The following is a 19,085-nucleotide window of genomic DNA, read 5'->3' on the forward strand; positions in this document are numbered from 1 at the left end:
CGGTCGCACCCGGCGACGCCGAACGACAGTTCGAGCGACCTCGACGCATCGCCGCCAGCGTGTCGCGCGACCCCACCGCAGCACCCCGCCGCGCGACCCCACCGCAGCACCCCGCCGCGCTACCGCGCCGTACTCGCGCGCAGCACGACCTCACCGTCGACGACGCCCGTCACGTCCTCGCCCAGGGCCCGCCGCACCGCGAGGGCCCCGATCTCCTCGAGCGGCAACCGCACCGTGCTGAGCGCCGGCACGACGTCGGCGAGCATCTGCACGTCGTCGAACCCCGCGACCCCGACGTCCACCCCGGGCACCAGGCCACGGTCCCGGATCGCGGCGACGGCCCCGACGGCCATCAGGTCGGTGACCGCGAACACGCACCGCGGCACCGATCCGGCGTCGAGCAGGCGGGACATCGCCGCGTACCCGCCGTCCCGCGAGAACGCCGAGGGGACGATCGCCGCGTCGGGCAACCGGATGCCGTGGGCGGCGAGCCCGGCGACGAAGCCCTCCACCCGGGCGTGCGCCGTGACGAGGTCGGGGTCGCCGGCGAGCACCGCGAACGAGTCGTGGCCCTGCTCGACGAGCGCTCCCGCGAGGGCCGCCGCTCCGCCGAGGTTCCGGATCACGAGTCCGTGCACCCCCGGGGTCCCGGCAGCGATCCCGTCGACGTCGGACATGAGTGCGGCGACCCCGGCGCCCCCGGCCACGAGCGCGGCGACCCCGTTCCGCGAGGCCTCGGACGACCCGCCGAGGTGCCGGCTGACCGCGAGCACCACGGCGCGGGGACGGAGGCCGGCGATGACCGCGAGCACCGATTCCTCGCGGGCGGCGTCCCCGCCGGTGGAGGTGATCGTGACGACCAGCCCCGCGTCGTCCGCTGCCCGGATCGCTCCGGCCGCGATGGCCGCGAAGTACGGGTCGGCGATGTCCCCGACGACGAGCGCCAGGGTGGTGGTGGTCCCGCGGGCGACGGCCTGCGCCTGCACGTTGGCGGTGTACCGGAGCTCCTGGGCGGCAGAGTGCACCCGCTCGAGCGATTCCGGTCGGACCTTTCGTGCGCTGCCGTTCAACGCACGCGACGCGGTCGCGAGCGACACGCCCGCGAGCTCGGCCACGTCTGCCAAGGTGACGGTGCCCCGTTCCGGCATGTCGTGCCTCCAGTCCGATCCGCGCAGCGCGCGGTCGCCGTCAGGATAGCGATTTCCCTGGAGGCTCGGTGCCGCCCCGTCACGGATCCCACGTTCCGCAACGGTGCAGGTCGCGATGTCTTCACACTCGTCGGGAAAGCGCTTGCCAAGCACGCGCCGTTCGTGTAGACCTGGGGTCCTCGGCCGAGACACCCCGAACGCTCGCCCACGGCACCGACCGTGGTCCCGAACGAAAGCAGTGACGATGAAGTCATCCAAGAGAATGCTCGCGCTCGCCGGCGGCATCGCCGCACTGGCCCTGTTGAGTGGCTGTGCCTCCGGCAGCTCCGGCGACGGCGGCAAGGTCGATCAGCTGACCTTCTGGCTCTCCACCTCCACCGCGCAGGAGAAGGGCTACCAGGACCTCGCCACCGCGTACGAGAAGAAGACCGGCGTCACGGTCAAGATCGTGAACCTGCCGTACGACGGCCTGCAGACGAAGCTCCGCGAGTCCGCGCAGGCGAACTCGCTGCCCGACGTGGTGCGCGCCGCCGGCATCGACCCGATCTGGACGGGCAAGACCATCGACCTCGCATCGATCGTCGACGACGACGCGAACAAGATCGATCAGGACATCATCGCGAAGGACGACGACGGCAAGGTCACCTCGATCCCGTCCGACGTCACCGCTGCCGGCCTGTTCGTGAACAAGTCGCTGTTCGAGAAGGCCGGCGTGGACTACCCGACCGACCCCGCGAAGGCGTGGACCTGGGACGAGTTCCTCACGGCCGCCGACAAGGTGAAGGCGAAGACCGGCGCGAAGTACGACCTGACGTTCGACTCGTCGCCGTCGCGCCTGCGTGCCTACATGTTCACCAAGGGCACCGACTTCATGCAGCAGGAGAAGGACGGCTCCTTCCCGACCGACGCGAAGACCGTCGACGCGCTGCAGGACTTCGCGGACATGAACGACGACTCGGTCATGCCGAAGTCGGTGTGGACGAGCGGGCAGGACCCGAACGCCCTGTTCAAGAGCGGGCAGGTCGTCGCCTACTTCTCCGGCGTCTGGCAGTCCTCGGACTTCGCGTCGAACATCACCGACTTCGACTGGGCGAGCGCCGCCACCCCGGCCGACCCGACCCACGCGACCGAGATCAACTACGGCGGCAACATCGTCGGGTTCGAGAACTCGGACGCCCGCGGAGCCGCCGCGAAGAAGTTCATCGACTACATGTACGACCCGACGAACTACGCGAAGCTCGTGACCACCAACGGGTTCCTGCCGGTCGAAACCGGGCTGGACATCAAGTACCCCTTCGAGTCGCAGGCGGCGAAGGACTCCTTCGCGCTGTACCAGAAGGAGATCGACGCGGCCGACCCGATCTCGAGCTCCTACGCCAAGGAGAGCGCGAAGTGGGCGGTCGAGGGCAAGGAGCTCGGCACCGACCCGACCACCGCCGAGGTCGGCAAGCTCATCAACGGGCAGCAGACCGCCAAGAAGACCCTCGAGACGATCACGAAGTACTACGAGGACCACGTCGGCTGACGGACCGGGCCGGGTGCGGAGGCGCCCGGCCCACCCGCCTTCCCTTCCGAAGCAGCAGCAGCAGCACGACGAACGAAGAGGATCATCGTGAGCATCCCCACCGCAGCCGGTGACGTGCAGACCGCCGTCCCCACACCGGTGCCGCCCCGCCGGCCCGGAGCCGCGAGGACGACGAAGCGCCGACGCTCCGGCGTCAGCAAGCCCGTCCTCGCCCCGATCCTGTTCGTGAGCGTCAACGCCGTCCTGTTCGTCGTCTTCTTCGTCTGGCCGGCCGTCATCGGTCTCGGCTACTCGTTCACCGACTACAACGGCGTCGTCGACCCGAAGTTCATCGGGTTGCAGAACTACTTCGAGCTCTTCGCCGACAACACCTTCTACGCGGCCCTCGCGCGCACCTTCCTCTACGCGGTCGTCGCGGTGCCGCTCGGCTTCGTGCTGGCGCTGTCGATGGCCCTGATGCTCACGAGCCCCGCCGCGAAGGGCCGGAGCGTCGCCCGCATCGTGTTCTTCGTGCCGTGGCTGATCTCCCCCATCGTCACCGGTGTGATCTGGCGGTGGATGTTCGGCGAGAACTTCGGTCTGGCGAACTTCGTCATCGAGTCCCTCGGTGGCAAGGCCGTGCCGTGGCAGTCGAACGCCGACCTGTCGCTGCTCGTCGTGGTGTTCGCCACCGCGTGGGCCGGTGCCGCGTTCAACATGCTGCTGTTCGTCGCCGCGATCCGGAACGTGCCGCAGTCGTACTACGAGGCGGCTTCGCTCGACGGGGCCGGCGCCTGGCACCAGTTCCGGTACATCACGCTGCCGAGCATCGCGCCGACGTCGTTCATCGTCATCCTGCTGTCGTCGCTCGGGGCGTTCAAGGAGTTCGCCACCGTCCAGGCGCTCAACGGCGGCGGTCCCGGCACCGACAACAACCTGCTCGTGCAGTACATCTACACGAACGGGTTCCAGAACGCCCACATCGGCTACGCGAGCGCGGCGTCGATGGTCCTCATGCTCATCCTCATGGCCATCGCGCTGATCCAGCTGGCCGTGAACCGTCGGACGGAGGCCCGTCGATGACCGCCACCCTGCCCAGTGCCCCCGGCGCACCCGCAACCGACGACACGACCAAGAGCAAGAGCAAGGGCACGACCAAGACCAAGCGTCTCGACGGCCCGCCCCGTCCGAAGGCGATCGCCGCCACCGCCCTGCTCTGGGTCTTCATCATCGCCTTCGGCTTCCCGGTGCTCTGGTTCGTCCTCAGCGCCTTCAAGCCCGGCGGTGAACTGTTCTCGTACCCGCTGACCCTGCTGCCGAAGACCTGGTCGGTCAGCGGCTTCACCGAGGCCTGGGCCAGCTACGACTTCGCCCGCTACTTCGGCAACACCGTCATCGTCGCGCTGGTCACGACCGTGCTCACGGTCTTGGCGAGCGCCGCCACCGGGTACGCCCTGGCGAAGTACGACAACAAGTGGCTGAAGGTCTTCTTCGTCTGCATCCTCGCGACGACGATGCTGCCGACCGAGGTCATCCTCGCCCCGACGTTCATCGTCATCCGCGACCTCGGCATGTACGACTCACTGGCGGGCATCATCGTGCCGTCGGTGATCACCGCGACCGGCATCTTCATGTTCCGGCAGTTCTTCATCACGGTGCCCGACGACCTGGTCGAGGCCGCGCGCATCGACGGCGCGAGCGAGTTCGGGATCTTCTGGCGGATCATGCTGCCGATCTCCCGTCCGATCATGCTGACACTCGCGATCTTCTCGTTCCAGTGGCGCTGGAACGACTACATCTGGCCCCTGCTGGTCCTCAACGACCCGCACCAGTTCACGATCCAGATCGCCCTGCAGAGCATCGTGGGCGCGGAGAACGTCAACTGGACCGTCCTGCTCGGCGCCTCGGTGATCTCGATCATCCCGCTGGTCCTCATCTACCTGGTGTTCCAGAAGTACGTGAACGGCGCGGACCTCAACGCGGGTCTCAAGGACTGATGGGCTTCCTCGACGCGGTCGGGCCGGCAGCCGACGAAGCGGCTCGCCAGCTCCGACTCGCCGACGACGACCCCGCCACGCTGCAGCACCGGGAACTGATGGCGCGTGCCCTCACCTTGGTCGGGGCGTGGGTCCGTCACCTGCCTGGAGGCACGGCTCACCTCCCCGACAGCGAGCTCACGACCGCGCACGGCTGGGTCCGGCACCTCGCGGCCCGGCAGTCGCCCGGCGGCACGTTCGTCGGCGGAGACAACGTGCTCTCCCCGCCGGACTCGGCGTTCACGGTGAACGACGTCTGCGACGCCCTCGAGTTGCTCGCGCCGTACCGGGCGTCGGTGCCGGCGGCCGGTGCGCTGGCCGACGACCTCGATGCGATCGTGCACCGTGCAACCCCGGCACTGCTGACCGGCGGCGTGCACACGCCGAACCACCGCTGGGAGATCTCGTCAGCCCTCGCCCGGATCCACCGGCTGCACCCGTCGCCGCAGCTGGTCGAGCGGATCGACGAGTGGCTCGCCGAAGCGCCGGACATCGACGCCGACGGCCTGTGGTCCGAGCGCAGCCCGAACTACGCGGCCGCCGTGTCCTGCCCGTCGTTCCTCGTGCTGGCGTCGGTGCTCGACCGGCCCGAGCTGCTCGACCCGGTCCGTCGGTCGCTCGACGCCACGCTCGCGCTCCTGCTGCCGGACGACACCGTCGAGACCGTGCAGTCCCGCCGGCAGGACCAGTCGCACCCGTTCGGCATCGGCGCGTTCGCTCCCCTGCTCTGGCACGTCGCGGTGCTCGACGACCGTGCCGACCTCGCCGCGGTCGCCGCCCGAGCCGCGGTCGCCGAGATGTGGCAGCCCGGTGCGGTCGCGGCACGGGCGATGACGGACCCGGTGCTCGGCCGACCGCTGCCCGCCGTCGCGCCGCTGCCCGCCGGGAGCCCCCTGACGCCGGCCGTGCACGCGTTCGCCGACGCCCGGCTCGTGCACGTCCGCGAACCCGACCGCAGCGTCGTGCTGTTCGCCGGCTCGGACGTCCCCGCCGAGGGGCACGTCCGGTCGGGGCTGGCGAACAGCCCGACCTTCCTGCGGGTGTTCTCCGGCGCCGTCGTCCTGTCCGACGTCCGGCTGTCCCGGGAGTTCTTCGGCCTCGGCCCCTTCCGTCCGACGACACTGGAGTCGTTCGGGGTGCCCGAGTCGTTCCGGGTGCCCCAGTCGCTCGGGGTGCCCGAGTCGCCCGGGGTGCCCCAGCCGCTCGGCGTGCCCCAGCCGCTCGGTGCTGGTCGCTTCCGGCTCACCGAGACCGTGACCGCCGGCTACCACCAGCCGCTCCCCGCCGCGGACCGGCGTCGCGACGGTGCGTACGCGCTCGGTGACGAAGGTCGCTTCTCGGCATCGATGTCGTTCGGCTCCCGCGCCGTCGACACGGTGTCGCTCACCACGACGGTCGACGTCGAGGTCACCCCGGGTGCCGTCACGCTCGACGTCACCACGGCGGGTGCCGACGTGCCGTGGTCCCTCCAGTTGACGTTCCGCGCCGGGGGTACCTTCACCGGTGTGAGCACCGACCGAGCGACCGGCGAACGCGTCCTCGCCGAGGGCACCGGCACCTACCGCGTCGGGGACTCGGTCGTGTCGTTCGGTCCCGGCAACGGTGCCTGCCCCGCACAGCCCGCGTTCTACGCACCCGGTCAGGACTACGCCTTCCTCGGCGGCACGGACCGCCCCGCCGGCGAGCACGTCCACGTCACCGGGCGCTCCCCCGGCACGGTGCGCGTCGTGATCGGGACCGGTCGATGACGCTGCCCGGCGTCGTCCTCGTCGGTGCCCGCGGCTACGGCCTGCACCACCGTGCGAACATCGACCGCCTCGTGGCAGCGGGAGTGTGCACGCTCACCGCCGTCGTCGACCCCACACTCGGAACCGCCACGGACGCCGGCACCCCGGTCGCACCGGACGTCGGCGCAGCGCGGGAGTTCGGCCCGGTCGACGTCGTGGTCGTCGCGGCCCCGATCGGCGCGCACCTGCCCCTCGCCCTCGCGGCCCTCGAGGCCGGTGCTGACGTCCTGCTCGAGAAGCCGCCGGTCACCACCCGCGCCGCCCTCGCGGCCCTGCTCGAGGCCGAGCGTCGGACCGGCCGGGTCGTCCAGGTCGGGTTCCAGAGCCTCGGGTCGGACGCGCTTCCGGCCTTCCGCGACGGCTCGCTCGTGGGCGCGGTGCGGTCCGCCGCCGCCGTCGGCACCTGGACGCGGAACCAGGCGTACTGGGACCGCTCGGGCTGGGCCGGTCGTCGTCGGGTCGGCGGGGTCGACGTGCTCGACGGGGTGGTCACGAACCCCCTCGCGCACGCCGTCGCCACCGCCCTCGCCGTCGTCGGGTGTCGTCGCGCCGCCGATGTGGTCCGGGTCGAGGTCGAGCTGTACCGGGCGAACGACATCGAGGGCGACGACACCTCGGCCGTCCGGGTGACCACGGCCGCCGGGCTCGAGGCCACCGCCGCGCTCACGCTCTGCGGCCCCTCCGAGGTCCTGCCCACCGTGCGGGTCCGCGGAACCGCCGGCAGCGCCGTCCTCGGGTACACGTCCGACGAGGTCGCGGTCGGCGGCACGACCCGGACCGTCGGGCGCACGGACCTGCTCGAGAACTTGCTCGCCCACCGCGCCCGCGGCGACGCCCTGCTCGTCCCGCTCGTCTCCACCGGCGCCTTCGTCGAGGTCCTCGAGGCCGTCCGCGCCACCGAACCGGTCCGCATCGACCACCCGTGGGTCACCTGGCAGGGTGACGGCCCCGAGCGCCGGCCCCTCGTCGCAGACGTCGAGGCGATCGTCGACCGTGCTGCGGACGACCGCGCACTGTTCTCCGAGGTCGGCGCACCGTGGGCGCACACCGCCCGCGACGAGGTGCTGCAGGTCCTGCGCGTCGGCGGGACCGAGGTGGCGACCGAGCTCGACGGTGCCGGCACGATCGCCACGTCGTCCCCGCGGCCGTACCTGCACCCGATCCGGACCCTCGGCGGCACCGTCGTCACCGCGCACCACCCCGCCGACCACGACTGGCACTGCGGGCTCGGGTTCGCGATCCCCGACGTCGACGGTGTCAACTGCTGGGGTGGTCGGACCTACGTGCACGGCCACGGCTACGTCTGGCGCGACGACCACGGCAGCGTCGAGGTCGTGCACGCCGAGCAGCACGGCCCGTCGAGCACGCAGGAGCTCGTCTGGCGGGGCCCCGACCGCCGGGTCGTCCTGCACGAGGACCGCGTCCTGCGCTGGAGCGCCACCCCGACCGGGTGGGAGCTGACCTGGTCGTCGTCGTTCCGCGCACCGGGCGAGCACCCCGTGCACCTCGGCGGTCCCGGCAGCAACGGCCGGGTCGGCGCGGGCTACGGCGGGTTCTTCTGGCGCTTCCCGTCCTGCACGGACGTCACCGTCCGGACCGCCGAGGCCGAGGGCGAAGCCGCCGTCCACGGCTCGGTGTCACCCTGGGTCGAGTGGACCGCGACCTTCGACGAGGGCCCGGCCATCGTCCGCATCGAAGCACTCGACCACCGCGACCCCTGGTTCGTCCGCGCCGACGAGTACCCCGCCGTCGGATCGGCCCTGGCCTGGCGGGAGCCCGCGCTCGTCCGTCCCGGTGTCCCGCTGGTCCGCTCCTTCCGCGCCACGATCACCGACGGGCACACGCAGCCGCACTAGCCTGGTTCGATGACGACCACGGACAGCGCCGACTGGGATGCCCGCGTCGCCGCACTCTGGGCCGACGACACCGTTGACGACCAGGCTCGGATCGCGCGCATGCACGACCTCGCCGCGGTCGCTCCGCACCCCGCACTCGGCTCCTTCGAGGTCGGTGGCGCGTACGACTCCGGCGGGCACGAGGCCGAGGCGCACGTGCACTACGAAGCCGCGACCGCCTCGGGCCTCGGCGCCGTCGACCCCGACCGTGCCGCGCAGCTGGTCGTGCAGCACGCCTCGACCCTGCGCAACATCGGCCGGGTCGACGACGCCATCACGATGCTCCGCGACGCCCCGGAGCACCCCTCGACCGGTTCAGCGCCGAAGGTCTTCCTGGCACTCGCGCTGCACAGCGCCGGCCGGCACGACGAGGCACTGCGCGTCGCGATCGAGGCCGTCGAACCGACGCTTCCCCGCTACCGCCGGTCCGTCCGCGCCTACGCAGCGGCACTCACCGAGCGCTGAACGCCGGCGCGCTGATGCCCCGCGCGCTGATGGCGTCGGCGTCGGCCGTCAGGCGTTCCGTCGCTGGAGCGCGTCCGCGGCCTTGCCGAGCAGCCAGTTGACGGCCCATCCGAGCACGCCCACGACGGGCAGCGCCAGGATGACGATCGTCCACAGGACCTTGACGAGCTGGCTGCGCCGGCGGTCGCGCCAGACCTGCACGAGCGCCAGGACCTCGATCGCCAGCAGCAGCAGGAGCACGACCGAGTGCACCCCGGACACGTTCTCGATCACGTTCTCCCCTTCGCGGTGGCGACCACCGCCCCGCCACCGACCCTAGGCCACCCGGGACCACCCGCGCTCCCACGCCCCGCGCCCGCTCTGCCGGCCGCCTCCACCCGCAGACCCCCCGCCGCGCGCCCGCCGCGCCCCCGCCGCGCCGCGTCAGCGCCGGGCCACCGTGCTCACGCGCAGGTCGTCGAACGTGCTCGTGAAGCCGCTGCCCCCGAGCGAGATGAGCCCGACCCGAGGCGTGCTCCCGAGGTCCGCCGTCCATGTCCCGCCCCGGACGAAGTGCCGCCCGTCGACGCTCGTGTACGCGGTGTACCGGTGCTCCCCCGCGACGACCCGGTGCACGATCCGCAGCGTGGTCGTGTCCCCGACGGGGCCGACCACCATGTCGCCGTAGGTCGGTGCCCCGGCCGGCTGCCCGGACACCTGCTTGCCGAACTCCGTCTGCCGGGTGTTGAAGATCGAGTTCGAGGTGAGCCGGACGTAATCGCCGTCGTCCCCGTAGACGATGAGGCCGCCCTGCACGTAGTTCACCCCGTCACCGGTCGCGGGGGTGTCGACGGCGACCGTGGTCTGGAGCACGTAGTCGCCACGCGGTGCGGGCTCGGCGAGCACCGACGCGAGCGGAGTGGTCGGCGGGTGGATGTCCGCAGCCTGCGTCTGCCAGCGGAACGCGCCGCCGGACACCGAGTACGTCGAGGCGTCCGGCTGCCGGACCCAAGTGAGCGAGGACGGCAAGGCCGACCCGCCGAACGACGTCGACGCCGAGCGGATCAGCCGACCGGGCACCTCCACGGGGGCTGTCGCCGCCCGGTAGGTCGCCCGCTGGCCCGGCTGCGCGACCGGTCCGGGCTGCACGGAGTCGGACGGTCCCGCACCGCCCCGGACGACGGGCCAGCCGTGCCGCCAGTCGAGCGGGTCGATGAGCGCCGGCCGCTTCGTGTAGGTCGCCTGCCCCGCGTAGTACGGGTCCTTCCGGTCGACCGCGTGGTAGATGATCCAGTCCTGCCCGGCGAAGTCGGTCACGACGGTGTCGTGCCCGGTGCCGACCCACCGGTTGCCGTTCTGGGCGAGCAGGGGCGTGCCACCGACCCGGGTGCTCGTGATCGCGACGCCGTCCTGGTCGGTGAAGGGCCCGAGGGGGCTGCGTGACCGGGCGACGAAGACGCCGTACCCGGTGAGCGCGCCGTTGCAGCAGTTGGTGGCGGAGCCCATGAAGTACCACCAGCCGTCGTGGCGCATCAGGTACGCGCCCTCGTACCGGTTGTCGATCGCGATCTGCCGTTCGCTCGCGGGGTCCGATCGCAGTCCGTCGGCGCTGAGCTCCCGGACGCTCACGCCGCCGGAGTAGCTGCCGAAGTACAGGTAGGTGCTGCCCCGGTCGGTGATGACCTCGGGGTCGAACTGCCAGCGCCCCTGCGGAGCCACGACGGGACCACCGGAGTCGGTCCAGGGGCCGGTCGGGCTCGAGCTCGTCGCGACGCCGACGGCCGAGCCGCCGCCGGTCGGTGCCGTCGCCGTGGGCGTGTCCGACGCGGCGTAGTACAGGAACCAGCGGCCGTCACGGTGGACGACGTCGGGTGCCCAGATGCCGTTCGCCGTTCCCACCCAGTCGGGCTTCGTCGGGAACGCGTCGTTGACGTACGTCCAGTGCGTCAGGTCGGTCGACCGGTACGTCGGCACCCCGTGCTGCACCAGGGACCCGTCCGGGTTCTGCTCGGTCGCCGTCAGCGCGTCGGTCGTGCAGTACAGGTACCAGTACCGGTCGCGGCCGACCCCGTGGATCGCGGTCGGGTCCGCGCAGCTCGCCGCGGTCTCCCCGTCCGGCAGGCTGAGCGCCATCGGGTTCTGGTGCGTGGGCGCGGCCCCGGAACGTGCGGACATCGTGCCCGCGGCGAGCGCCGGCACCGCTTCGGCACCAGCCTGGAGGCACGTGGCCGCGACACACGCGAGCGTCACGATGGGGAGGAGTGCGGTGGACGATCGGCGCACGGCGGACCTGCTCTCGTCGTTGAGGAAGGTAGTCGCCGTCGACGGAGACGGCGACGATGGCGAGCGTACGCCGCCGGACGGGAACGCGATCGGAGGTGGTCCGGTCACCCGTCGACGGCCGCGACGGCCCGGCGGACGGCCTCGATCGAGAACCGCACGTCGGCGTCGTCCGTCGACCAGTTGCTGACGGAGATGCGGAGGACCGCTTGCCCGCGCCACTGCGAGCCGGACATCCACACCGCTCCGTCGTCGATGAGCCGGGCGGTGACGGCCCGGGTCCGCTCGTCGGAACCGAAGGTCAGGCACACCTGGGTGAAGGCGACGTCGTTGACGACCTGCACGTCCGGGAGCTCGCGGAGCCCGTCTGCCAGGGCCCGCGCGTTCCGGACCAGCCGGTCGACGAGGTCCTCGACGCCGGTCCGCCCGAGCTGCCGGAGGGCTGCCCAGACCGGGACGCCACGGGCCCGTCGGGACATCTCGGGCACCAGGTCGAACGGTTCGGAGACGTCGGCGGGGTCGCGGATGAGGTACGCCGTCTGCGTCCCGAGCGCGGCGCGGGTGACGGAGGGCCGCGAGACGATCGCCACCCCGCAGTCGTAGGGGACGTTGAGGGTCTTGTGCGCGTCGGTCGCCCAGGAGTCCGCGTCCTCGACCCCGGCCAGTGCCGGGCGGAGCGTCGGACTCGCCGCCGCCCACAGTCCGAAGGCGCCGTCGACGTGCACCCACGCCCTGTGCTCGTGGGCGAGGCGGATCGCGGCCCGCATCGGGTCGAAGGCTCCGGAGTGCAAGTTGCCGGCCTGCAGGCAGACGATCACCGGCCCGTCGACCCGGTCGAGGTGTGCGCGGAGATCGTCCACCAGGATCCGGCCCTGGTCGTCGGCGTCGACGAGGGTCGGTGCGCCGAAGCCGAGGTAGCGCAGGGCGAGGTCGAGTGAGGTGTGGCGTTCGGCGCCGGCGAGCACGGTGACCCGCGGCGCTCCGGTCATCCCGTCGGTGTTGACGTCCCAGTCGACGGCGTCGAGCACGAAGGCGCGGGCGGCGGCGAGACCGGTCCAGTTGGCCATCGTCGCGCCGGTCGTGAAGCCCACGTCCGACTCCGGCGGCAGCCCCAGCACGTCGAGCAGCCAGCTGCCGGCGACCTGTTCCAGGGCGGCGGTGGCCGGGGTGGGGTACCGCATCGCGGCGTTCTGGTCCCAGGCGCTGACGAGCCAGTCGGCGCCCATCGCCGCGGGCAGGGTGCCGCCGATCACCCAGCCGAAGAACCGGCCGGAGGGCATCGCCATGAGCCCGGGCTCCGCCAGGGTGGCGAGTTCGTCGACCACGGCGGCCGGGTCGGCCCCGTCGTCGGGCAGCGGACGGTCGATCGCGGCGAGCAGCCCACCGACGTCGATCTCCGGTGGGACGGACCGCTCGGGCAGGCTGGTGATCCAGTCGAGCGCGTGCTCGGACGCGCGTTCGAGTGCCTGCCGGTAGTCGTTCGGGTCGAGCTCCATGGCGGTTCCTCGTCACTGAGGATGGTGCTGAGGATGGTGCTGAGGATGGTGCTGCGGATGGTGCTGCGGATGGTGCTGATGGCGGTGCTGTCCCGCGCGAGCGTACGCTCAGCCGCACCGGTTCGGTCCGACGGAGGAGTTCGACGATGGCCGCGAGGTTCGTGTACTGGATCAACGTGTCGATCGACGGGTTCGTCGAGCGCGACGCCGGTGAGCTCGGCGACCTCGAGGGGCCCGACTGGATGCGGATCGACGAGCCGCTGCACCGTGACTTCAACGCCCGGGCGGCGGCGATGACCCTGTCCGTCGAGGGGCGGGTGGTGCGCGACATGATGGACCCGTTCTGGCCGGACGCCCGCACCGACGAGTCGATGCCGCAGTTCCTGCGCGAGTACGGCGAGATCTGGACGGCGCAGCCGAAGGTCCTCGTCTCACGGACCCGCACGAGCGCCGACCACAACACCAGGGTCATCGGCGGCGACGACGCGATCGAGCAGCTCGCCGCGCTGCGCGAGGAGTCCGAGGGGGACATCGGTGTCGGTGGCCCGAACGTCGCGAGCCAGCTCCTCGACGCCGGGCTGCTCGACGAGCTGCTGCTCTTCACGCACCCCGCGGTGCTCGGCGCCGGACGGCCCGTGTTCGATCCGCCGGCCTCGGGACGACGGCGCACCGTGCAGTTCGACCTGCTCGAGCAGCAGCGCTACGACAACGGCGTCACCTTGCACCGCTACGAGGTCCGGCGGTAGTCAGTCGCCGCTCGGTCCCGGGCCGACGATCACCAGTCGCCACGCGCTCGACCGGTCGCTGTCCGTTCCGGTGAACGCGACGCTGTCGACGGCGTCGCGTGCCGATCGGGACAGCGTGATGCGGTGCGGGCTGTCGTTGCAGGCCATCTCGTCGAGTTCCACCGACTGCGCCCCGCGCTCCGTCACGGTGCGCACCTGCCCGCGCATCTGCCCGTTGCCGTAGCAGGAGAACTCGAGGTGGTCGAGGTACTGCGAGGCGGGGAACTGCAGGGTGACGGTCGGCTCGGCGTCGGACAGGTCGTTGCCGGGGCCGATGTCGCCCTGCAGGACCCCGAGCACGTCGGCTTCGGTCTCCACCGCGGCGTCCTGGGCGGACTTCCAGTCGTGGAGGGCGTCCTCGTCGACCGGCGGCGCAGCCGACGCGCACCCCGCGAGCAGGCACACGCCGGCGAGGGCCGGCAGGAGCAGGGCAGGGACGTGACGCACGCTCGGAGCCTAGCGGGGTCGTGGACGGGACCCCCGGAACGGCCGGGAGGCGCGGTGCCAGCTGGCACCGCGCCTCCCGGATCGGGGTCTGGTGGTCTCAGACGTCGCGTCGCTTCGCGACCGTCAGGGCCAGTGCCCCCACGGCCACGACCTCGGCCGCGAGCACCCCGAAGCCAGCCCACCCGTTCAACGTGAGGCCGTCCTGGGAGGCGTCCGCACCTTCGTACGGGTACGCGAACAGCTGGCTGCCGGCCTGGTCGGGCAGGAACTTCGAGACATCGACGAGCCACTGCGCCTGCAGCAGACTCGCCACCACCGACAGGATCACCGGCAGGACCAGCAGGATCCCGAGCGTGATCGCGATGCCACCCGCGCTCGACCGGACGAGGAGCCCGATGCCGTAGGCGAGCAGCGCCAGGAGCGTCACGTAGACCGACGAACCGAGGATCGGCATGAACACCGACGGGTCACCGATCTGGGCGTGCGCACCGTCGGCGGCCTGCAGACCGGTCGACACGAGCACGCCGATCCACGTCGACACCACGCTCACGACGAAGGTCGCGAGCGCCAACACGGTCGCCTTCGCCAGCACCACGCCGGTGCGGCCGGGGTCGGCGGTGAACGTCGATCGGACCTGTCCGGTGCCGTACTCACCGGTGATGATGAGCACGCCGAGGACACCGACGACGAGCGCCGTCAGGGACACCCCGGTGGTGTTGATGCTCACCGCGGTGCCGTTCACGATGTCCTGCGGGACGGAGTCGCCGTTGTCGACCGCGGCGCCGAGGAGCACCGCCATGCCGATCGTGACGACCACGAGGATCGCGTAGCACCACACCGTGGACCGGATGCTGCGGAGCTTGATCCACTCGCTCCGGACCAGGTGCGGGAAGGTCAGGCCGATGGACTTCGGCATCGTGGTCGTGGTCATCGGGTGCCCTCCGATCGGTACTCGACGTCGTCGCGGGTGAGGGCCATGTACGCCTCTTCCAGGCTGGCGCCCACCGGGGTGAGTTCGTGCAGCGGGACGCCGGCCTGCGCGGCGATGTTGCCGACCGTCGGCGCATCGGGCCCGACGACGAGGAACGAGCCGTCGTCGCGCTGGGTCACCGAGGCGTTCGGGCCGATCGCCTGGAACAGCTGCTCCGGCGCGGGGGTGCGGACGACGACGCGACTGCCGCCGCCGTTCGGCCCACCGGCGACGCCGCCCTGCGCTCCGGCACCGGCGACGAACTCGGCGATGGGTGCGTCGGCGAGGACCTTGCCGCGGCCGAGCACGACCACGCGGTCAGCGGTCTGCGCCATCTCGCTCATGAGGTGGCTCGACAGGAACACGGTCCGGCCGTCGGCGGCCATCCGACGCGCGAGCTGGCGGACCCACACCACGCCGTCGGGGTCGAGGCCGTTCACCGGCTCGTCGAGGATCAGGGTCTTCGGGTCGCCGAGGAGCGCCGCCGCGATGCCGAGGCGCTGCCCCATGCCCAGGGAGAACCCGCCGACACGCTTCTTCGCCACGGACTCGAGGCCGGTCATGTCGATGACCTCGTGCACGCGGGCCTTCGGGATGCCGTGCGTCGCCGCCAGCGAGAGCAGGTGGTTGTACGCGCTCCGTCCGGAGTGCACCGCCTTCGCCTCGAGCAGCGCACCGACCTGCCGGAGCGGGTCGCGGAAGCTCGTGTACGGCTGCCCGTTCACGATCGCCCGGCCGGCCGTTGGTCGGTCGAGCCCCATGATCATGCGCATCGTTGTGGACTTCCCGGCGCCGTTGGGGCCGAGGAAGCCGGTCACGCTGCCGGGCCGCACGACGAACGAGACGTCGTCGACGGCGGTCTTGGGACCGTACTGCTTGGTGAGGTGTTCGACTTCGATCACGGGCGCCACGCTATTGCAGGGGTTCCCGTGGGCGCGTCCCCCGAGAGGTGGAGATGTGTCCTCGGCTGCACGGGTGTCGCCATCGCTGTCGCGGCGTAGCCTTCTGCGGTGAAGCAGGCGCAGGACGACGGACCGTTCTTCCACGGCACGAAGGCCGACCTGCGGGTCGGGGACCTGCTGACCGCGGGCTTCCACTCGAACTACCGTCCAGAGGTGGTGATGAACCACGTCTACTTCACGGCGGTCGCCGACGGAGCCGGGCTCGCAGCCGAGCTGGCCGCGGGCGACGGGAAGCCGCGCGTCTTCGCCGTCGAGCCGACCGGCCCCTACGAGGACGACCCGAACGTGACCGACCGCAAGTTCCCGGGCAACCCGACCCGCTCCTACCGCAGCACCGAGCCGGTCCGGATCGTCGGCGAGGTGACCGATTGGCCGCGGCTCTCCCCCGAGGCGCTCCGGACGTGGCGGGAGCGCCTCGCCGTGCTGCGCGAGGACGAACGCGGAGCGATCATCAACTGAGCGGTGGCCGCGACCGTTCGGTGGTCGCCCGGCCACGGTCGGTGGTCGGCCGACCACGGTCGGTAGTCGCCCGGCCACGGTCGGACAGCGCGAGTCGACCGCTGCTGTGCAGCACGAGCAGCAGCAGCCCGAGCGCCACCGGGGCGGCGACCACCGCTGCTGACCCGCTCTCGGTCAGGATGCCGCGCAGCTCGTTGGCGACGACGGTGAGCGCGTACGGCGTCAGCCCGAGCACGATGGTGAAGGCGACGCTCCAGAGTCGGGCGACCGCGAACCCGATCGCGACGACCTCGAGCAGCCCGACGCCGTACCAGGCCCACATGTTCCCGTCCCAGAGGGCACGGCTGCCGAGCCACTCGTGCGCCGGCTGGCCGACGCTCAGGTAGCTGAGGATCCCGACGAGCATCCACCCGACGCTCGCCGCGACGGTGTGCTGCCCGCGCACCGGCCGTCCGAGGAACGCCACGAACGCACACGCCGCGAACAGGAACAAGGTGGCGCGGTCGACGCTCCACACGCCCGGGTACGCGGTGAACCAGTACGGCGAGACCGCCGCGAGGACGATGCAAACGCCGAGTGCGATGCGGCCGACTGCCCACCGGCCGGTGACCGCGGCGACGAGCGCGACGAGCCAGAGGCCGGCGAAGACGAACCCGGTGTCGCGGAACGGCCCGATCTGCACGAGCCATCCCGGCCCCGGGTTGCCGACGATCCACGGCGCCCAGCTCGTCATCACGAACTCGGCGAACGCCAGACCGGTGCCCATCGTCAGCGCGATGGTGCTGCCGGCGTGCCGCACGTGCGGCACGACGACGCGGTCCAGGCGCGCGGTGACCCCGTGGCCGACGATCGCCGCACGTTCGCCGGCTGCAGGTGCGGCACGACCGGTGGCGTCCGCTGCGTCGAGGAGTGTGCCGACGAAGGCGTCCTCGTTCGCGGCACGCCAGGAGCGGGGGTACCACGCCATCAGTCGTCGGTACCGGGTCTCGAGGTCCGCGCTCATGCCGCTCCCCCCGCGGCTCCGGCCGGCCGGTGTCCGAGGCGCGCACGGAGGACACGGAGCTTCGTGTCGAGCCGCGCGGCCTCGTCGGCGAGGCGCTGCTCGCCGTCCGGCGTGATGGCGAAGTACCGACGGAGTCGGCCGCCGACGACCTCGTCGCCGTCGCCGCGGACCAGACCGTCCTGCTCCAGGCGCTCCAGCGAGGCGTACAGCGTCGTGACCGCGATCGTCGCGCGGCCGTCCGACAGTTCGGCAGCGGCCTGGATGATGGCGTAGCCGTGCTGCCGACCGCCCGCCAGGCTGGTCAGTATCCAGAAGACCGGTTCTCGGAGTTCTCCGTTGCGCATGCTCGAACCATATACCCGGTTCGGGAATATACCTACTCCAGGAAATCGTCGGGGCCGACTTCGTACGCCTCGAACCGGTCGTCGGCGAGGACGGCGTCGATGAGCGACCGTGGGCCGGCGACGACCGTCGAGTCCCAGTCGATCTCGGACGCGAGCACCCACGCACGGTCCTCCGGCCAGAGCATCTGCGGTGTGTGGCCGACGTCGAGGTACGTCCCGATGATCCGTGCGTCGTCCATCCACGACGGGTCGGCGAGCTGCGGCAGGGTCATCGAGAGCAGGAACGCCTCGCGGTCCGGCCAGGCGAACCGCGGGCCCGCCAGCGACGCCCGGAGCTCCTGCTGCTTCCGGTCGTGCTCGGCTTGCAGCCGGGCGGCGTGCGCGAGCATCTCGGACCGTTCCGCGGCGGTCGGTGCATCCGGCCCCTGCCACCCGACCGCGACGGTGTAGTTGCCCTGCACGTCGCCCCAGCCGTCCCAGATCGCACCGACCAGGTCGTCGGGGGTGGACGTCGCAGCGGCGAGGTGTTCGGTGAGTGCGGCGAGCAGCCGGGGCTCGAACCAGCCCTCCTCGGGCAACTCGATGCGCCACCCGTCGTCGAAGGAGATGTCCTCTTCGTCCGTCCGCCCGGTCAGGCTCGTCCACTGCACGAGGGGGTGCATGGTCGCGCCGGTACGCGCGGCGACCTCGGCCCACCGCCAGACCGACGACTCGAGGACGGGGTGCTCGTCGTGCTCGTCCAGCCGTGACCGGTCCTCGCGGTGGGCGTCGACGGGGTGCAGGATCCGGACGTAGGCGCCGAACCCGACGCCGGCGACACTGCCGACGGTCCCGAACTCGCCGGCCCTGGCGAGCAGCCAGTCTCCCCTGCTGACGTCCCTGATCAGTTCCACGATGCGTCCTCCGCGACGTCGATCGGGGCGAGGTCCGGCGTCGGGTCGGTCGCCAGGCGTGCGTGCGTCTCGACGTCGAACCGTTCGGTGCCGTACCGGAGCTTCTGCCGTTCGATCCCCTCGGCCGCGAACCCGGCGGCCGAGGCGACCCGGCACGACGCGGGGTTGTTCACGCGGTGGCCGAGTTCCAGCCGGTGGAGCCCAGCCGTGAACGCGCTGGTGGCGACGGTCGCGAGGGCGCGGGAGGCTGTTCCGCGGCCTCGGGCACCGTCGGCGAGCCAGTAGGACGCCCACGCGGTGCCGTGTCGGAACTCGATCGCGGCGAGTCCGACGGTGCCGACCGCGACGCCGTCCTGCACGATCGCCCAGTGCTTCGATCGGTCGTCGAAGGGCAGTGACTCCTCGATCACGGCGGCGGCGCGGTGCTCGTCGAGTGCGGCGGAGTCGACGGGGAACTGCGTGGCGAGGTCTCCGCTGGACCGGTACGCGGCCACCAACGCCGCGGCGTCGCGGGGGTCCCAGCGTCGGAGCAGCAGCGTGCTCGGGGGTCGGTCCGTCGTGCCCGTCATCCGACCGACACTAGGGCAGGCAGGCAGGCGCGGCGCGGCGCGAGCGCCAGCGGCGCCCGCGGC

General features: G+C 71.8%; 19 protein-coding genes. 8 read left to right on the forward strand and 11 right to left on the reverse strand.

Features of this window, described 5'->3' with window-relative positions; translation table 11 throughout:
* Window positions 1–119: 119 nt before the first annotated feature.
* Window positions 120–1,148 (reverse strand): LacI family DNA-binding transcriptional regulator, encoded by a 1,029-nt coding sequence (locus tag EDF19_RS00355; RefSeq protein WP_123678990.1) that lies wholly within the window; start codon window positions 1,146–1,148, stop codon window positions 120–122.
* Between the two features lie 244 nt (window positions 1,149–1,392).
* Here EDF19_RS00355 and EDF19_RS00360 point away from each other — a divergent pair, with 244 nt between their 5' ends.
* The 6 genes from EDF19_RS00360 to EDF19_RS00385 all read left to right on the forward strand — a co-directional run bounded on the left by EDF19_RS00360 (window position 1,393) and on the right by EDF19_RS00385 (window position 8,835).
* Window positions 1,393–2,673 carry an ABC transporter substrate-binding protein gene (locus EDF19_RS00360; RefSeq protein WP_260216810.1) on the forward strand — a complete coding sequence of 427 codons (1,281 nt, stop codon included), beginning with the start codon at window positions 1,393–1,395 and terminating at the stop codon, window positions 2,671–2,673.
* 87 nt (window positions 2,674–2,760) lie between these two features.
* Entirely contained in the window at window positions 2,761–3,735 is a 975-nt protein-coding gene (locus EDF19_RS00365; RefSeq protein ID WP_221180591.1) for a carbohydrate ABC transporter permease, read from the forward strand.
* Complete coding sequence (locus tag EDF19_RS00370; protein WP_260216811.1) at window positions 3,732–4,649, forward strand: carbohydrate ABC transporter permease; 918 nt, start codon at window positions 3,732–3,734, stop codon at window positions 4,647–4,649. Before EDF19_RS00365 ends, EDF19_RS00370 begins: the two co-directional genes overlap by 4 nt.
* A complete protein-coding gene (locus EDF19_RS00375; protein WP_123678992.1) occupies window positions 4,649–6,436 on the forward strand; it encodes a hypothetical protein in 1,788 nt (595 codons plus the stop codon). The genes EDF19_RS00370 and EDF19_RS00375 overlap by 1 nt, the downstream gene beginning before the upstream one ends.
* A complete protein-coding gene (locus tag EDF19_RS00380; RefSeq protein WP_123678993.1) occupies window positions 6,433–8,331 on the forward strand; it encodes a DUF6807 family protein in 1,899 nt (632 codons plus the stop codon). Before EDF19_RS00375 ends, EDF19_RS00380 begins: the two co-directional genes overlap by 4 nt.
* Before the next feature lie 9 nt (window positions 8,332–8,340).
* Window positions 8,341–8,835, forward strand: coding sequence for a tetratricopeptide repeat protein (locus EDF19_RS00385; RefSeq protein ID WP_123678994.1), 495 nt, complete (start codon window positions 8,341–8,343; stop codon window positions 8,833–8,835).
* A gap of 48 nt (window positions 8,836–8,883) precedes the next feature.
* Here EDF19_RS00385 and EDF19_RS00390 read toward each other — a convergent pair whose 3' ends face one another.
* The 3 genes from EDF19_RS00390 to EDF19_RS00400 form a co-directional block, all read right to left on the reverse strand.
* Window positions 8,884–9,108 (reverse strand): PLDc N-terminal domain-containing protein, encoded by a 225-nt coding sequence (locus EDF19_RS00390; RefSeq protein WP_123678995.1) that lies wholly within the window; start codon window positions 9,106–9,108, stop codon window positions 8,884–8,886.
* A gap of 150 nt (window positions 9,109–9,258) precedes the next feature.
* A complete protein-coding gene (locus EDF19_RS00395) occupies window positions 9,259–11,097 on the reverse strand; it encodes a family 43 glycosylhydrolase (RefSeq protein ID WP_123678996.1) in 1,839 nt (612 codons plus the stop codon).
* A gap of 104 nt (window positions 11,098–11,201) precedes the next feature.
* On the reverse strand, window positions 11,202–12,590 hold the full coding sequence (locus tag EDF19_RS00400; protein WP_123678997.1) for an aminotransferase class V-fold PLP-dependent enzyme: 1,389 nt from the start codon (window positions 12,588–12,590) through the stop codon (window positions 11,202–11,204).
* 146 nt (window positions 12,591–12,736) lie between these two features.
* On the opposite strand from EDF19_RS00400, the gene EDF19_RS00405 reads away from it, so the two are divergent.
* The gene (locus EDF19_RS00405) at window positions 12,737–13,336 is read left to right on the forward strand and encodes a dihydrofolate reductase family protein (RefSeq protein ID WP_123678998.1); all 600 of its coding nucleotides are present in this window, start codon (window positions 12,737–12,739) and stop codon (window positions 13,334–13,336) included.
* Here EDF19_RS00405 and EDF19_RS00410 read toward each other — a convergent pair whose 3' ends face one another.
* The 3 genes from EDF19_RS00410 to EDF19_RS00420 form a co-directional block, all read right to left on the reverse strand.
* Complete coding sequence (locus tag EDF19_RS00410) at window positions 13,337–13,822, reverse strand: hypothetical protein (RefSeq protein ID WP_123678999.1); 486 nt, start codon at window positions 13,820–13,822, stop codon at window positions 13,337–13,339.
* 97 nt (window positions 13,823–13,919) lie between these two features.
* Window positions 13,920–14,753, reverse strand: a complete 834-nt coding sequence (locus EDF19_RS00415) for an ABC transporter permease (RefSeq protein WP_123679000.1) — start codon at window positions 14,751–14,753, stop codon at window positions 13,920–13,922.
* A complete protein-coding gene (locus EDF19_RS00420) occupies window positions 14,750–15,694 on the reverse strand; it encodes an ABC transporter ATP-binding protein (RefSeq protein WP_123679001.1) in 945 nt (314 codons plus the stop codon). The genes EDF19_RS00415 and EDF19_RS00420 overlap by 4 nt, the downstream gene beginning before the upstream one ends.
* A gap of 108 nt (window positions 15,695–15,802) precedes the next feature.
* Between EDF19_RS00420 and arr the strand changes: the two genes are divergently transcribed.
* Complete coding sequence (arr, locus tag EDF19_RS00425; RefSeq protein WP_123679002.1) at window positions 15,803–16,213, forward strand: NAD(+)--rifampin ADP-ribosyltransferase; 411 nt, start codon at window positions 15,803–15,805, stop codon at window positions 16,211–16,213.
* Here arr and EDF19_RS00430 read toward each other — a convergent pair.
* The 4 genes from EDF19_RS00430 to EDF19_RS00445 are packed head-to-tail and all read right to left on the reverse strand — an operon-like array spanning window position 16,206 to window position 19,022.
* Window positions 16,206–17,216: a hypothetical protein gene (locus EDF19_RS00430; RefSeq protein WP_123679003.1), complete on the reverse strand. Its 1,011-nt coding sequence runs from the start codon at window positions 17,214–17,216 to the stop codon at window positions 16,206–16,208. The two genes, arr and EDF19_RS00430, sit on opposite strands and share 8 nt — an antisense overlap.
* Window positions 17,213–17,560, reverse strand: coding sequence for a PadR family transcriptional regulator (locus EDF19_RS00435; RefSeq protein WP_123679004.1), 348 nt, complete (start codon window positions 17,558–17,560; stop codon window positions 17,213–17,215). Before EDF19_RS00435 ends, EDF19_RS00430 begins: the two co-directional genes overlap by 4 nt.
* Window positions 17,561–17,592: 32 nt before the next feature.
* The gene (locus tag EDF19_RS00440; RefSeq protein WP_123679005.1) at window positions 17,593–18,453 is read right to left on the reverse strand and encodes a hypothetical protein; all 861 of its coding nucleotides are present in this window, start codon (window positions 18,451–18,453) and stop codon (window positions 17,593–17,595) included.
* Window positions 18,444–19,022, reverse strand: coding sequence for a GNAT family N-acetyltransferase (locus tag EDF19_RS00445; protein ID WP_123679006.1), 579 nt, complete (start codon window positions 19,020–19,022; stop codon window positions 18,444–18,446). Before EDF19_RS00445 ends, EDF19_RS00440 begins: the two co-directional genes overlap by 10 nt.
* Window positions 19,023–19,085: the final 63 nt, after the last annotated feature.

The sequence above is a fragment of the Curtobacterium sp. PhB115 genome (genome assembly GCF_003752025.1).
Classification (GTDB): domain Bacteria; phylum Actinomycetota; class Actinomycetes; order Actinomycetales; family Microbacteriaceae; genus Curtobacterium.